At 36.7% G+C, this 16,027-nt stretch carries 11 protein-coding genes; 9 read left to right on the top strand and 2 right to left on the bottom strand.

Annotated elements, in window-relative coordinates:
• Positions 1–9: 9 nt before the first annotated feature.
• Positions 10–237, bottom strand: a complete 228-nt coding sequence (yidD, locus tag CWR45_RS10450) for a membrane protein insertion efficiency factor YidD (protein WP_115749809.1) — start codon at positions 235–237, stop codon at positions 10–12.
• An 85-nt stretch (positions 238–322) separates the two neighbouring features.
• Complete coding sequence (gene plsY / locus CWR45_RS10445; protein WP_115749808.1) at positions 323–907, bottom strand: glycerol-3-phosphate 1-O-acyltransferase PlsY; 585 nt, start codon at positions 905–907, stop codon at positions 323–325.
• Between the two features lie 260 nt (positions 908–1,167).
• On the opposite strand from plsY, the gene CWR45_RS10440 reads away from it, so the two are divergent.
• The 9 genes from CWR45_RS10440 (at position 1,168) to CWR45_RS10400 (ending at position 15,796) form a co-directional block, all read left to right on the top strand.
• Complete coding sequence (locus CWR45_RS10440) at positions 1,168–1,584, top strand: CoA-binding protein (RefSeq protein ID WP_115749807.1); 417 nt, start codon at positions 1,168–1,170, stop codon at positions 1,582–1,584.
• 493 nt (positions 1,585–2,077) lie between these two features.
• Positions 2,078–4,033, top strand: coding sequence for a DNA topoisomerase IV subunit B (gene parE / locus CWR45_RS10435; RefSeq protein ID WP_115749806.1), 1,956 nt, complete (start codon positions 2,078–2,080; stop codon positions 4,031–4,033).
• A 12-nt stretch (positions 4,034–4,045) separates the two neighbouring features.
• Positions 4,046–6,490: a DNA topoisomerase IV subunit A gene (gene parC / locus CWR45_RS10430; RefSeq protein ID WP_115749805.1), complete on the top strand. Its 2,445-nt coding sequence runs from the start codon at positions 4,046–4,048 to the stop codon at positions 6,488–6,490.
• Positions 6,491–6,734: 244 nt separating this feature from the next.
• Entirely contained in the window at positions 6,735–7,877 is a 1,143-nt protein-coding gene (locus CWR45_RS10425; RefSeq protein ID WP_115749804.1) for an acyl-CoA dehydrogenase family protein, read from the top strand.
• A gap of 229 nt (positions 7,878–8,106) precedes the next feature.
• A complete protein-coding gene (locus CWR45_RS10420; protein ID WP_115749803.1) occupies positions 8,107–8,319 on the top strand; it encodes an acetyl-CoA carboxylase biotin carboxyl carrier protein subunit in 213 nt (70 codons plus the stop codon).
• 18 nt (positions 8,320–8,337) lie between these two features.
• A complete protein-coding gene (locus CWR45_RS10415) occupies positions 8,338–9,120 on the top strand; it encodes an enoyl-CoA hydratase (RefSeq protein WP_115749802.1) in 783 nt (260 codons plus the stop codon).
• A 14-nt stretch (positions 9,121–9,134) separates the two neighbouring features.
• Positions 9,135–10,664 (top strand): acyl-CoA carboxylase subunit beta, encoded by a 1,530-nt coding sequence (locus tag CWR45_RS10410; protein ID WP_115749801.1) that lies wholly within the window; start codon positions 9,135–9,137, stop codon positions 10,662–10,664.
• Between the two features lie 624 nt (positions 10,665–11,288).
• Entirely contained in the window at positions 11,289–14,933 is a 3,645-nt protein-coding gene (locus CWR45_RS10405; RefSeq protein WP_115749800.1) for a dynamin family protein, read from the top strand.
• Complete coding sequence (locus tag CWR45_RS10400) at positions 14,933–15,796, top strand: 5'-3' exonuclease (protein ID WP_115749799.1); 864 nt, start codon at positions 14,933–14,935, stop codon at positions 15,794–15,796. Before CWR45_RS10405 ends, CWR45_RS10400 begins: the two co-directional genes overlap by 1 nt.
• The last annotated feature ends 231 nt before the right edge of the window (positions 15,797–16,027 follow it).

Below are 16,027 nucleotides of genomic sequence, written 5' to 3'. Positions count from 1 at the left end.
GTTCCTCTCTTATTTATTTTTTTCTTTTTCGGGTACCAAATCGACTCCACCCGGGTGAAAAGGATGGCATTTACTAATCCTTTTAATTGTTAAATAGAAACCCTTAATTGCCCCAAATCGTTTAAATGCTTCTAATCCATACTCGGAGCAAGTTGGATAGAATCGGCAAGTTGCAGGCGTGAAGGGGCTTATGACTGCTCGATAAAACTTAATTAGTCCGATAAATATATATTTCATGAATCGATCTTCATCTCCAGCTAATTGTATTCTTTATAACTTCCTTGATTGTAAACGAAAAAATAGGATGATTCAATTTATTGAATCATCCCATCCATTTAATTTTAGGTTCTGTTCCGTTTCGAATTCGCTTAATATTTTCTCGATGACGATAAAAAACAAAAATTGTTAGAAGCGCAATTAAAATGATTAGACTAATATCTTGGAAAAATATAGCAACCAATGTACTTATTACTCCTGTAACCATCGAGGATAAGGAAACATATTTCGTGATATACAATGATAAGATGAAAGTAATAATCATAATGATAAATAATAATGGGTTTATACCTAATATAATTCCACTAGAAGTTGCAACTGCCTTTCCGCCTTTAAATTTAGCAAAAAGCGGATATGTATGTCCTATAACCGCGAAGATCCCGATTATTAAGCGATTCAAATCTACATCAAAAAGTAATGGGATTAATACTGCAATTGTCCCCTTTAAAATATCTGCCAATGTTACAATAATTCCAGCCTTTATTCCTAAAACACGGAAAGCATTCGTGGCACCTAAATTCCCACTTCCATGCTCACGAATATCAACTTTATAACCAATTTTTCCAACAATTAACGCGGATGGAATGGATCCTAATAGATACGCGATAATGACAAATAATATATATTCCATCGTACATCCTACTTTCTAATTTTATCAAATGAGTGTCCAACTTCATTACTCATTTTAGCATGAAGTACACGGAGAGAGAATAAAAAAATAATTTTTCCTGAAAAATGTCTCCGAATTTACTCTTCACAGCTGGACTCTAATAGCCGTTATTTTGTAATTAATAAAAAACGTGTGCTATAATTACGATAGATATCGAAAAATTAGTTTCACTTCTCCAATTGATTTGAAGTTATTATGATAATTACAAGGAGGATACCATAATGTCTTGGGAAAATCCATCGAAAGAAAAATTGAAAGAAATATTAGAATCTACTAAGACAATTGCTGTAGTAGGACTCTCTGATAATCCGGAACGCACTTCCTATCAAATATCAAAGAAAATGCAAGAAAATGGGTATCGAATAATTCCTGTGAATCCTACAGTTGTAGAAGTTTTAGGCGAGAAAGCTTATGCGTCTTTACAGGATATTCCAGAAGAATTTGATTTAATTAACGTATTTAGACGTCCAGAATATTTGCCAGAAATTGCAAAAGACGCTACAATGACAAATGCAAAAGTTTTTTGGGCACAGCAAGGGATTGTTAACGAAGAGGCGTACCATTACCTCAAAGAACATGATTTTACAGTAATTATGGATTTATGCATAAAGGTAGTCCATTCGGTGTTAGTAAAATAAAGTAAGATTTAGGATGACATGCTCTGTCATCCTTTTTCTTCGAATGAAAATAAATATCATTACACTTGAATTTGACTTTATCGCAAGCAAATGCAATCAACCCTTAATTATAGTATACTTATTACCGTGTTCTGGGCTATTATAAGTGTACTATAATTATTTTTGTTAACATTCCTTTTGCACTGATTGTCGGAATCGATATAAAATGCGACATAGAGCAATAGGAACGGCCTCCGTGAGACCTTGAATTTCGTTAGCACAAAGAGGCTCACCAGCCGCCCGCGGAAAGCGTAGTGTATTTCCGCAGCGGTCGGTCCGTGAGACACCTCGTCTCCAAAGCTTAAGTCGCACTTTATATAATCTAATCGTTATCATCTTTACTTAAAAAGCAAAAAGAATTGAAACAGTTTTACAAAATGAAGAATATATCGCAAACGAATGTTTGTTCTGATATTATTAGTATGAGTATTTTTAGAAAGGAGTTGATGGTCAATTGACCAATCAACCAACCCAATATACCGATGAATCCATTCAAGTTCTGGAAGGTCTTGATGCTGTAAGAAAAAGACCGGGGATGTACATTGGTAGTACAGATAGTCGAGGACTACATCACCTCGTATTTGAAATTGTAGACAATGCCGTTGATGAGGCGTTATCCGGTTATGGAAATGAAATTAAAGTGACGATTCATAAAGACAATAGTATTTCTGTAGAAGATAGTGGTAGAGGAATACCAACTGGGTTACATAGTTCTGGAAAGCCTACCACGGAAGTGATTTTTACCGTACTACATGCAGGCGGTAAATTCGGACAGGGTGGCTATAAAACAAGTGGAGGTCTGCATGGAGTAGGGGCTTCAGTAGTAAATGCCCTTTCGGAATGGTTAGAGGTAACAATATTTCGAGATGGACAAACCTTCAAACAACGATTTGTAAATGGTGGGAAGCCTGATACAACATTAGAAAAACATGGTCCGACAAAGAAGAGTGGAACTATTATTCATTTTAAACCAGATGCATTAATTTTCTCCTCATTAATCTATGATTATGAAATTATTTCGGAGCGGTTACGTGAGTCAGCATTTTTATTAAAAGGGATCACAATTGAGCTGAACGATCAACGAACGGAAGATAAGGAAATATTCCATTATCCGAACGGGATTGAGTCGTTTGTTAGTTACTTAAATGAAGAAAAAGATACACTTAGTCCAATCGTTTCCTTTGAGGGTGAGCAACAGGAAATTGAAGTTGAATTTGCTTTTCAGTATAATGATGGCTATTCAGAGACAATGTTATCTTTTGTTAACCATGTTCGTACTAGAGACGGTGGTACCCATGAATCAGGAGCAAGAACAGCAATTACAAGAACAATTAATGAGTATGCAAGAAGAACAGGACTCTTAAAAGAAAAAGATAAAAACCTCGAAGGATCCGATATTCGTGAAGGGATGACTGCGGTTGTTTCCGTACGCGTTCCTGAGGATAAGCTGCAATTTGAGGGTCAAACCAAAGGGAGACTTGGAACAATTGAGGCTAGGTCTGTTGTAGATAGCATTGTTTCAGAACATCTATCTTATTTTCTCGAAGAAAATCCAGATATTGCTGGCATGTTAACAAGAAAATCCTTAAAGGCTAAAGAGGCACGCGATGCTGCTAGAAAAGCAAGAGAAGAAGCAAGAACTGGAAAACAGCGGAAAAAGAGAGATACATTATTGAGTGGGAAGCTTACTCCTGCACAGTCAAGAAATCCAAAACGAAATGAACTTTATTTGGTAGAGGGTGATTCTGCTGGTGGATCTGCTAAACAGGGAAGAGATCGTAAGTTCCAAGCAGTACTTCCACTAAGAGGAAAAGTCATAAACACCGAGAAGGCAAAGCTTGAAGATGTTATGAAAAATGAAGAAATATCTACAATCATTCACACAATTGGTGCAGGTGTCGGAAGTGACTTTGATTTAGAAGATGTACAATATGACAAAGTGATTATCATGACAGATGCTGATACAGACGGAGCACATATTCAAGTATTATTGTTAACCTTCTTCTATCGCTACATGCGTAAGCTAATAGAGGCTGGCAAAGTATTTATTGGTCTACCACCGCTCTTTAAAATTTCCAAAGGAAAAGGAAAGAGTGAGAAAGTTGTCTATGCCTGGGATGAAGAGGAAATGAAAAGAGCAGTACAAGAATTTAAAAATGGTTATACTGTACAACGATATAAAGGTCTTGGGGAAATGAACGCAGATCAATTATGGGATACGACGATGAATCCAGAAACCCGTACATTAATTCGAGTAACGATCGATGACTTTGCTCGTGCAGACCGCAGAATTACGACATTAATGGGTGATAAAGTAGAGCCACGAAGAAAGTGGATTGAAAATAATGTTGAATTTGGTTTGGAAGAAGATGCCACAATACTAGAGAATGAGAAAATTACAAAGGAATAAGGGGGGGTTGGTTTGTCACAACCTGAGAAGTTTTTAGACCTTCCACTAGAAGAAGCAATAGGCGATCGATTCGGAAGGTATAGTAAATATATTATACAGGACAGGGCTTTACCAGATGTCAGAGATGGATTAAAACCTGTTCAACGTAGAATTTTATATGCGATGCATGTAGAAAAGAATACACATGATAGAATATTTCGTAAATCTGCTAAAACAGTCGGTAACGTAATTGGGAATTATCATCCACATGGTGATTCCTCTGTTTATGAGGCAATGGTTCGTTTGAGCCAAGATTGGAAATTAAGAAGTGAATTAATTGAAATGCATGGTAACAATGGGAGTATGGATGGTGACCCGGCAGCTGCAATGCGATATACGGAGGCTAGACTTTCTGCTATTTCTTCAGAATTACTTCGCGACATTGATAAAGAGACCGTTGATTTTATCCCTAACTTTGACGAGACTACGTTAGAGCCAGTTGTCCTTCCAGCTAAATTTCCTAATTTGCTTGTAAATGGTTCAACAGGAATATCAGCTGGATATGCAACAGATATTCCCCCACATAATCTAGCAGAAGTAATTGATGCTGTAATCATGAAGATTGAAAAGCCAGAGGCAACAATTGAAGAGCTAATGAAGGTTATTAAAGGACCTGACTTCCCTACAGGCGGGATTATTCAAGGTGTCGAAGGAATAAAGAAAGCTTATGAGACAGGTCGTGGGAAAATCATTGTTCGCGGGAAAGCTAGAATTGAAGAAATACGTGGTAATCGTGAACAAATCGTGATTGAGGAAATCCCATATGAAGTAAATAAAGCAAGCATGGTTAAGAAAATGGACGAGCTTCGTGTTGATCGTAAGGTAGAGGGAATAGCGGAAGTTCGTGATGAATCGGATCGTACAGGATTAAGAGTAGTAGTTGAATTGAAAAAAGAAGTAAATAGTGAAGGTATCCTAAACTATTTATATAAAAATACGGATTTACAAGTGAACTATCATTTTAATATGGTTGCTATTCAAAATCGTACTCCGAAATTATTATCTCTATCGCAAATACTTGACGCGTATATTGATCATCAAAAAGAAGTAGTAACAAGACAATCAACCTTTGATCTTAAAAAAGCGAGAGATCGTGCACATATTGTCGAAGGATTAATAAAAGCAATCTCCATTCTTGATGAATTGATTGTCACGATTCGTTCATCTAAGGATAAGCAGGATGCTAAGAAACGAATTATAGCTGCATATTATTTCTCCGAAGCGCAAGCAGAAGCGATTGTCATGCTCCAGCTTTATCGCTTAACCAACACGGATATTACACAGCTACAAAAAGAAGCCGAGGATTTATTCAATCAAATTGAAGCGTTAGAAGCAATTCTTGGAAGTGAAAAGGTTCTTCTCCAAACGATTAAAAAGGATTTGCGCCAGATTAAGAAAACATTTCAAGATCCAAGAAGAACAGCAATTGAAGATAAAATAGAAGAATTAAAAATTAATATTGAGGTTATGATCGCTAGTGAAGATGTTCTCGTCTCAATTTCAAAAGATGGATATTTGAAGCGTACGAGTATACGCTCTTACACTGCTTCAAATGGTGAGGACTTGGCGATTAAAGATCAGGACCATCTTGTTTCATTAATTGAGGTAAACACGACAGATAAGATTTTACTATTTACTAATAAGGGGAAATATTGGATTTTACCTGTCCATGAAATGCCTGATATTCGCTGGAAAGATATTGGCCAGCACATATCGAATCTTGCATCCTTTGAAAAGGATGAGCATATCATTCAATGTATTCCAATTCGTAACTTTGACGAAGATAAATTTTTCGTATTCTTCACGAAAAATGGAATGGTGAAGCGGAGTGAATTAATGCTATACAATGCACAACGTCATTCTAAGGCACTCATTGCTTTAAATTTAAAGCAGGATGATGAAGTTGTAAGTGTGCATGTAACAGATGGGAAATCCGAAGTATTTGTTACTTCAAATAGAGGATACGGATTATGGTATAAAGAAGACGAAATTAACGTTGTTGGCCAACGTGCTGCAGGTGTAAAAGCGATTCAATTAAAAGACGATGAATATGTGGTTAATGGTCAAGTATTTGACGAGTTAAGTAACCCATCGCTGTTTATCATTACACAGCGCGGAGCAAGTAAACGAATGAGATTACAAGAATTTGAACGGACAAGTCGCGCAAAAAGAGGATTTGTTATGTTAAAAGAATTAAAGAGTAAGCCACATCGTGTGAGAGGCTTCTTTGTTGTGAATGAGCAGGATAAAATAAACTTCCTAACTTCTAATGGGGAAACGCATCAAGTACTCCCACTTGGACTATCAGCAAGTGGACGAAACAGTAACGGGTCATTCGTTATAGATGCAGATAATCAAGGTGAAGTAGTAGATGTGTGGAAGGAAGCACAATATCTACGTCCTTTTGATGGCAGTTAAGATCATGTATAGCATAAGTGCTGCTAAACAATTTGCGCAAAGGATTAGGTGTTTGTCAAGATATTAAAATGAATTCCAGAATTGACTCGTTTTCATAAACAAATCCTTTTCTATTTTCACGGGAGAGTATACAATTAAATTATATTTTATTTTTATGAATACTAGGAATTGACTTTGATTTTAGAATTCCTAGTATTCACTATAAATTTAAATTAAGTATCAGATAACCTTAGGGGGCGAAAGGATGAACTTCGAATTATCTAAGGAACAGCAAATGGTCAAAAGTATGGTACATGAGTTTGCAGAAGAAGTAATAAAACCAAGAGCAATTGAAATTGACGAGCAAGCTAAATTTCCAGTTGATATTTTTAAGCAAATGGGTGAATTAGGTTTATTAGGAATTCCCTTTCCAGAAAAATATGGTGGTTCTGGTGGAGATACATTATCTTACGCGATTGCTGTTGAGGAAATTAGTCGTGTCTGTGCAAGTACTGGTTTAAGCTATGCAGCAGCTGTTTCACTTGGAGCCAGTCCTATTTACTACTTTGGAACAGAAGAACAAAAGAAACAGTTTTTGAAACCGCTTGCATCAGGAGTGGCTTTAGGTTCATTTGGATTAACTGAGCCAAATGCTGGTTCAGATGCTGGTGGCACAGCAACGACAGCAGTACTTAAGGATGATTCCTATATAATAAATGGTGAAAAGTGCTTCATTACAAATGCAAGCTATGCTGAAACGTTAATTATTACAGCTGTTACAGGAAAAAATGATAAAGGGAAGAACATGATTTCCGCCTTCATAGTGCCTGTGGATACTGTTGGTGTAACGATTACAAGTAATTACGATAAACTGGGCATGCGCGGGTCCGATACTGCTGAAATCGTATTAAATAATGTAAGCGTTCCAAAGGAGAATCTTTTAGGTGATGCCAGTAAAGGATTTAAACAATTTTTATATACCCTTGACGGAGGCAGAATTTCGATTGGCGCATTAGGTGTAGGCATTGCACAAGCAGCATTAGAAAAGTCGTTGCAATATGCAAAGGAACGTAAACAATTTGGTAAATCAATTTCCAGCTTTCAAGCGATTCAATTTAAGCTTGCAGACATGGCGATGGAGGTAGAGCTTGCTAGAAATATGGTACATAAAGCGGCTTGGTTGAAGGATAAAGGGAAATCTTTTAGTAAAGAAGCGGCGTTTGCCAAGCTATTTGCAACCGAAACTGCATTCCGTTCGGCAAACCAAGCAGTACAAATTCATGGTGGATACGGCTATATGCGCGAATATGAAGTAGAACGCTATTTAAGGGATGCTAAATTACTAGAAATCGGTGAAGGAACATCTGAGATTCAACGACTTGTTATTGCTAGACAACTAGGCTGTTAGAAACGAAATAACAGGTGAAGTAGATGAACTTATATGATTAAAAGGATACTAATCGCAAACCTAAGGAAAATTGCTGCATGGATTACAAAAACTTGTAGCGTCTTGGGATTAAGACGGTGGCAATATACTCGGAAGCGGATGAACAAGCACCAAATGTTAAATCAAAAGCGAAACGACAACAGATTTTATTGAAAACTATGTTCACACAAAGAAATGAGGAGGAATTGAAATGGCAGATGTACGGGCAAGTATGGCTGGAAATGTATGGAAGATTAATGTTAAACCAGGTGATGTTGTTGATGAAGGACAGGATGTTGTTATTCTGGAATCGATGAAAATGGAGATTCCAATCGTTGCAGAAGATAATGGTACCGTAAAAGAGGTTAAAGTTGCTGAAGGAGATTTTGTAAATGAAGGCGATATCATTGCTGTTATTGAATAAGGGCTAAGGAGGAAACTTATGGAGCAGCTCATTAAGCTCAGCCAGGAACATGATCATATTGCTATTATCACGCTTAATCGACCAGAAGCAGCAAATGCAATGTCTAATTCCTTACTTCATCAATTAAATCAAATACTGCAAAAGGTTAATGAAGATACCGCTATTAATGCTACGATTATTACAAATGCAGGGGAAAAAGCATTTTGTGCTGGTGCTGACTTGAAAGAAAGAAAAAACATGACAAATGAACAGGTGATTGAAACGGTGGCCTATATTGGAAAAACGGTGAACGCCATTGAACACTTACGAATGCCTGTCATCGCGGCAATTAATGGAGCTGCATATGGTGGAGGACTGGAACTAGCATTGGCATGTGATATTCGGATTGCTTCCCAAGATACTAAGTTAGGTTTAACAGAAACATCGCTCGCAATTGTTCCAGGTGCTGGAGGAACGCAACGTTTGCCCCGCTTAGTCGGATTAGGTCATGCGAAGCGGCTTATTTATTCTGCTAAGCCAATTACAGCAGCGGAAGCATTAAACATTGGTTTAGTTGAGCAGATTTTTAAAAAGGAAAACTTACTTAATGAGGCAATTAAACTAGCAGAAAGTATCGCTGCAAATGGCCCAATTGCAATTGAGCAAGCAAAGCTAGCAATCAATACAGGAATGCAAACAAATCTTTTATCAGGACTGGCAATCGAACATGAAGCATATAAGAAAACAATACCAACAGAAGATCGATTAGAAGGATTGCATGCATTTAGTGAAAAAAGAAGGCCGAGATATCAAGGAAAATAAAGGAGGGGAGCTCCATGACATCTATTGATGATTTAAAATCAAGAGTAAATAAGATTGAACAAGGTGGCCAAGAGAAGTATCACGAAAAAAACAAAGAAAAAGGAAAGCTTTTTGTTCGCAAACGATTAGCATTATTATTTGATAATGGCATCGATATTGAGGATGCTTTCTTTGCCAATTGCATAGATGATTCACTTCCATCAGACGGAGTTGTCACAGGGATAGGGGAAATAAACGGTCAAAAGGTCTGTGTGATGGCAAATGATTCTACGGTTAAGGCTGGATCATGGGGGAAACGAACCGTCGAAAAAATTCTTCGTATTCAGGAAACTGCTGATAAACTAGAATTACCAATGATTTATTTAGTTGACTCTGCTGGAGCGAGAATTACTGATCAAATTGAAATGTTTCCTGGGCGACGTGGAGCAGGAAGAATATTTCATAACCAAATAAAATTGTCTGGACGCGTTCCTCAAATATGTTTATTGTTTGGACCATCTGCTGCAGGAGGCGCATATATCCCAGCGTTTTGTGATATCGTTGTCATGGTAGATGGGAATGCCTCGATGTATTTAGGTTCACCAAGAATGGCAGAAAAAGTAATTGGCGAGAAGGTAACACTTGAGGAAATGGGCGGTGCACGGATGCACACTGCTGTATCTGGTGTAGGTGATGTTCTAGTAAAAACAGAAGAAGAAGCAATTCAATATGCAAAACGTTACTTACGATATTTCCCGGCAAACTTTAGGTCGAGACCAAGTTTAGCGGATGGAAGAGAAGTAAAACCCTTCGAAAAATCAATTTCAGAAATAATTCCTGAAAATCAGAATGCTGCATTCAATATGTATGATCTAATTGATCGAATAATTGATGAGGATAGCTTCTGTGAAATTAAAAAGAAGTTTGCTGCTGAGCTCATTACAGGTCTTGCACTTATTGATGGCAGGTCAATCGGGATTATTGCCAATCAACCTCGCGTAAAAGGAGGGGTCCTCTTTACAGACTCAGCGGATAAAGCTGCAAAGTTTATCCAGCTTTGTGATGCATTCAATATCCCATTATTGTTTTTAACTGATGTGCCAGGTTTTATGATTGGTACAAAAGTGGAAAGAGAAGGGATTATTCGACATGGTGCAAAAATGCTATCCTCGATGAGTGAAGCTACCGTACCGAAAATCTCGGTTATCGTTCGAAAGGCATATGGCGCTGGGCTTTATGCTATGGCAGGACCTGCATTTGATCCAGACTGTGTACTCGCATTTCCAAATGCACAAATAGCAGTCATGGGACCTGAAGCGGCGATTAATGCAGTACATGCAAATAAGATAGCAGCATTACCTGAAGAAGAACGTGCGGCATATATTAAAGAAAAACAAGATGAATATCGCAGGGAAATTGATATTTACCGATTGGCATCAGAAATGGTCGTTGATGCAATTATTAACCCTGATGATTTAAGAAAAGAATTAATCACAAGATTCGCAATCTACGAGGATAGGAACATTATATTTACTGAAAGAAAACACGGTGTCTATCCAGTATAGGTTTGAAAACAAGGCTGTCACCAAACCATTAGGTTAAAGTGACAGCCTTGTTGCACTTATCTAGTGACAAGACTATCCTTCGCTTCAATCAATGGCCCCTGTAAGAGCGAATGTCATCTAAATGGATATAGTTAGGGTTATTAATAATTGGTAAAATTAACACAAATCCAGCGAAGGAAATACACGGAGACTCCTGCGGGAGGAAAGGCCTCGGTGAGACTACGAAGTGCAAAGCACAAGGAGGCTCACCAGCCGCCCGCGGAAAGCGTAGTGTATTTCCGTAGCGACAGCCTATTCAGTAAATACCATCCGTGGAAATCGTAATAATGTTTTTGGCAGTTAAGACACTATCAATCGAATGAGTAGATTGCGGATTCTTTGAGGTGTTCGACTGTTCGCAGTTGAAATTAACATCACAACTAGTTAGCAGTTCGTATCAACTGCTAATGACAATTCATCATTTGAAAAAGTAACTATCAATTTTATCCAACCTCTTAATTAACGATAATTACATTATGTAAACTAAAGGGTATAATTAGAATATTGAAAATGGTTTAATAGAATAAAATAGAAAAGTTTCGTATAATAGTTGTTAAGTTGGGACTTCAGAAGGGCAGGAAGACAATGAAAGTAAAAGAAGGTATTAACTTGCATACAACGTTTCCGCGATTGACAGGATTATATCAGCTAATGATAGACAATGGAGATCAACAGTCTGCTGAAAAAATAATAGATTTATACGAGAAACTAGAAAGAGAAGAATTTACAATTAGTTTTTCTGGACATTTTTCTGCTGGTAAATCATCTATGATAAATGCGCTATTAGGTGTAGACCTACTAGCAAAAAGTCCAGTTCCGACAAGTGCTAATATCGTAAAAATAAGCGCTGGTGAGGGATCTGCACGTGTCCATTTACATAATGGTGAAGTAATAGAATTCAAAGAACCATATGATTTAGAAATGATTAAAGCTTACTCGATGGATAAGGACACAATTAAAAAAATTGAAATAGAAACGAGTGAAGATGTTTTACCCAATGGTGTAAGTATAATGGATACACCTGGAATTGATGCGGCAGATGATGCCGATCGATTGATAACAGAGGCATCCGTACACCTCGTTGATGTATTGTTTTATGTGATGGATTATAATCATGTGCAATCGGAAGTGAATTTACAGTTTTTGAAATCTGTTCAAGAGAAAGGGATTCCTTTTTATACGATAATCAATCAAATAGATAAGCATGATGAAAGCGAACTATCCTTTGAACAATATTGTTCAGAAATCAAACAAACGTTTGATCAATGGAATTTGTTTCCAAGAGATCTCTTTTTTACATCTTTATATGATGAAGCACTGCAACATAATCAGTTTACTGCGCTGAAGCGGTTCTTATTTGAGCAAATTTACGAAGAAAGGGATTATTTGATTCAACTCGATCAGTCGACTCAACAAGTCATCATGGAACATAAGGATTATTTAAAACAGCAGTATGAAGCAGCTACGATTGATATAACACCATTAACTACCGAGCAATTGGAAACGAGTAAATTAGCATTTCAAACATTAACAAATAAACTGGAAGAGATGAAACAATCGCTGCTATTGTTCGAGAAGAAATTTAATCATGAACTTCAAGCAACATTAGATAATGCCTACATCATGCCAGCTAGTTTGCGTGATAAGGTTCAATTATTTCTAGAATCGCAGCAAAAGAATTTTAAACTGGGCTTATTTTCATCAGCTAAAAAAGTATCAGAGGCAAAAACTAAACGCTTAACGGATTTTCTTGGAACATTACAGGGGAATATCGATGCATTAATCCAGTGGAAGCTTCGGGATAAGTTTCTTAAGCTGGCTAATCAATTCGACCTTACTGATAGCGAGTTGCAAAAACAAGTCCAAAAATTAGCAGTGCATTATACAGAAGAGGATATTATTGCAATTATCAAGCCAGGAGCAAAGGTTAATAGTGATTATGTACTCATTTACACGCAAGATGTGACCGCCGATATCAAACTCAAATTTAAACAAGTTGCAAAGCATTTACTTGAACAGATCAAAGCAAGTTTAGAAAAGGATCTTAATGTGAAAATTATTAATATAAATTCACAGCTTGCAGAACATGAACAAGCATTGACAACACATGCTAGATTTGAAAGTCTCCAGGGCGATCTTGATGCTCAATACAGACAAATTGATCTGCAACAGGAATCACCGAAACCATCTCAATCTGCATATAAACGCCTTGAACAAGTTCGGAATAAACGAATGCAAAAGATTAAACAGGTCAGTCATCCATTTGAGAGTGCTATTCAGGTAAAAGAGACGGAGCTGGAAGAAAGGCACAGCATTGATACGAAACATGCAAATGGTTTTAAACTGGATTCCATCCTAAAGAATATTGAGGAAACAATTCAAGTCATCGAGGATTTACCAAGTTTTGCTACGCTAAAACAAGATTTAATTAATAGACAGGAACAACTAACAAATCGTACGTATACAATCGCCTTATTCGGAGCATTTAGTGCAGGAAAATCATCATTTGCGAACGCATTAATGGGTGAGGGTGTTTTACCTGTCTCACCTAACCCGACGACAGCAGTGGTGAACCGGATTCGTCCTGTAACAGATACATGGAAGCATGGAGATGTAATTATTACAATAAAGAACGAGGATACGCTAGCAAATGATCTACGTTTAATCACGAAGAAATATTCTCCTATGGAAACAACATTTGAAGGATTACTGAAATGGGTTAATACGAATCAAATCCAACATGATGAAAAGCTAAATAAGATGTATCAATCCTATTTACAAGCAATGATTGACGGTTTCGAGGAAAATAAAGCAGTTATTGGTAAGCAATTGACAATATCTCTCGTGGAATTTGCTACCTATGTTACAGATGAGTCAAAAGCGTGTTATTTCGAAACAATTGATTTGTATTATGATTGTTCATTAACAAGACAAGGAATCGTCCTCGTGGATACTCCAGGAGCAGATTCCGTTAATGCACGGCATACAAACGTTGCTTTTGATTATATCAAACATGCGGATGCAATTTTGTATGTAACGTATTATAATCATGCATTGTCACGAGCAGACAGAGACTTTCTTCTCCAATTAGGAAGGGTAAAGGAATCATTTGAATTAGATAAAATGTTTTTCATTGTTAATGCAGCTGATCTTGCTGTAGATAAAAGAGAACTTGAATTGGTTATAGACTATGTACAAGAACAGTTATTACAGTTAGGGATCCGCCTACCTAATTTATATCCTGTCTCTAGTAAAAAATCTCTTGCAGAGAAGCAATCCAATTCAGTGTTAAATCAACAAATGCAATATTTAGAAGACTATTTTTATCGATTTATTCACCAGGATTTAACTGCATTAACGGTTGAATCTGCTAGATGGGATATTATGCGAACGTATCAAACGATGAAACAGTCAATTGAAACTTTACAATTGGATGAGAATCAAAAGGAAGCATATAAGCAGCGTTTAATTAATAGTAAAGAAAAGTTTGAGAGCGAGCTTGTTTTAATGAAGGGGACGGTAAATGAAGAACGATTAAAACAGAAAGTGGAGAAGCAGCTATATTATGTAGTTGAAAGACTATCCATTCGGTTCCACGACATTTTTAAAGAATTTTTCAATCCAACTACGGTTACCTATTCAGGGAGAAATGCAAGGGTAGAACTAAGAAATAATCTAGAAAGCTTGATTGATTATGTTGGAAATGAATTATACCAGGAAATCCAAGCAATTTCCTTACGAATTGAACAGTTTATCCAATCAGAATTAGCAGCTATTTATCAGGATATTACTGACAAAGGAAAACAAGCGGATTCTATCTTTGTCCTACCTAGTTTGAGAACATTTGGGATGGAAACCCCCGCTTACGAACGTGCATTCCAAGGGCTTGATTTCTCCATATTCGATTCCGCAATTAGTACGTTTAAAAGTACGAAAGCTTTTTTTGAGAAGAACGAAAAAGAGAAATTGAAGGAACGATTGTTAACAATTTTGTTACCAATTATAAAAGATTATATCAATCTTAATAAAGCAATTATGTTAGAATATTACATGGAGGTTCTCGCTCAACTTATAGAGGACGTAAAAGATGATGCAATTAATTCTGTAACGGTACTGCTAAATAATCATTTAAAAATGATCGTAACAGCGATGGATCTATCCATTTTATCGGAAAAAGAAGAAAAGTTAAAAGCAATTATCGAGCAACATAAGGAAAAGGACGTGTCGTAATGGATAGAAATAAAGTATTACTAGTTGATGGGATGGCATTATTATTCCGTGGGTTCTTCGCAACTTCTTTTAGAGGGAATTTTATGCGTACGAGTCAAGGAATACCGACGAATGGAATCTACCAGTTTATCCGTTATTTTACGGATGCTGTAAATAAATTTGAACCAACACATATCATTTGTTGCTGGGATATGGGGAGTAAAACCTTCCGTACAGATCTCTATGATGGATACAAGGCGAATCGGGGTGCTCCACCAGAAGAGCTTGTGCCACAATTTGATCTAATCAAAGAAGTAGTGGACTCTTTTGATATGCCGAATATCGGTGTAGTGAACTATGAAGCGGATGACTGTATGGGAACATTAGCTAATGATTTCCGTCTTGAACATGATGTAATCATCTTAACGGGTGATCAGGACATGCTTCAGCTCGTTGAACAAGGTGTTGAAGTAGCAATCATGAAGAAGGGGATTGGGAATTACGATGTGTTTACCATCGATAATTTTTATGAGAAAAAAGGAATCATGCCGAAGCAAGTTATTGACATAAAAGCATTAATGGGTGATACAGCTGACAATTATCCTGGTGTTAAAGGAATTGGTGAGAAGACAGCAACGAAATTGATTCAAGAGTATGGTTCCATTGATAATTTATTAGATAATATCGACCAACTATCAAAGGGCATTCAAACGAAGATTAAAGAAAATATCGATTTACTTCATTTATCTAGAAATCTAGCGGAAATTAAATGTGATGTTCCGGTAACTTGTTCAATTGAAACAGCGATTTGGCAATACGATAGAGCAAAAATAGAAGCAAAATTTGCAGAGCTAGAATTTAAAAACGTCGCAAATTTATTTTAAAAAGTGAGAACGGTATTTGGTGAAAAGCGCAAAAATAAATTGCGCTTTTTATTTTTGTTCTATACCTATATCGTATATATAAATAGGGGTATAGGTATATAAAAAGTAAGTATTATCTCATTTTTAGGTATGCAGGGTTTATACAAATATAGGTATTGGTATACGTGTCTATATGAATGTGTTGATGTGCATGTGTTTAATGGGTATATTATTATTCTGTTACAGGGGGTA

Origin of the sequence: Oceanobacillus chungangensis (assembly GCF_003369565.1) — a bacterium.
GTDB lineage: Bacteria > Bacillota > Bacilli > Bacillales > Amphibacillaceae > Oceanobacillus > Oceanobacillus chungangensis.
The sequence above is the reverse complement of the archived record's forward strand: the minus strand, read 5'-3'. Positions and strand labels throughout refer to the sequence as shown.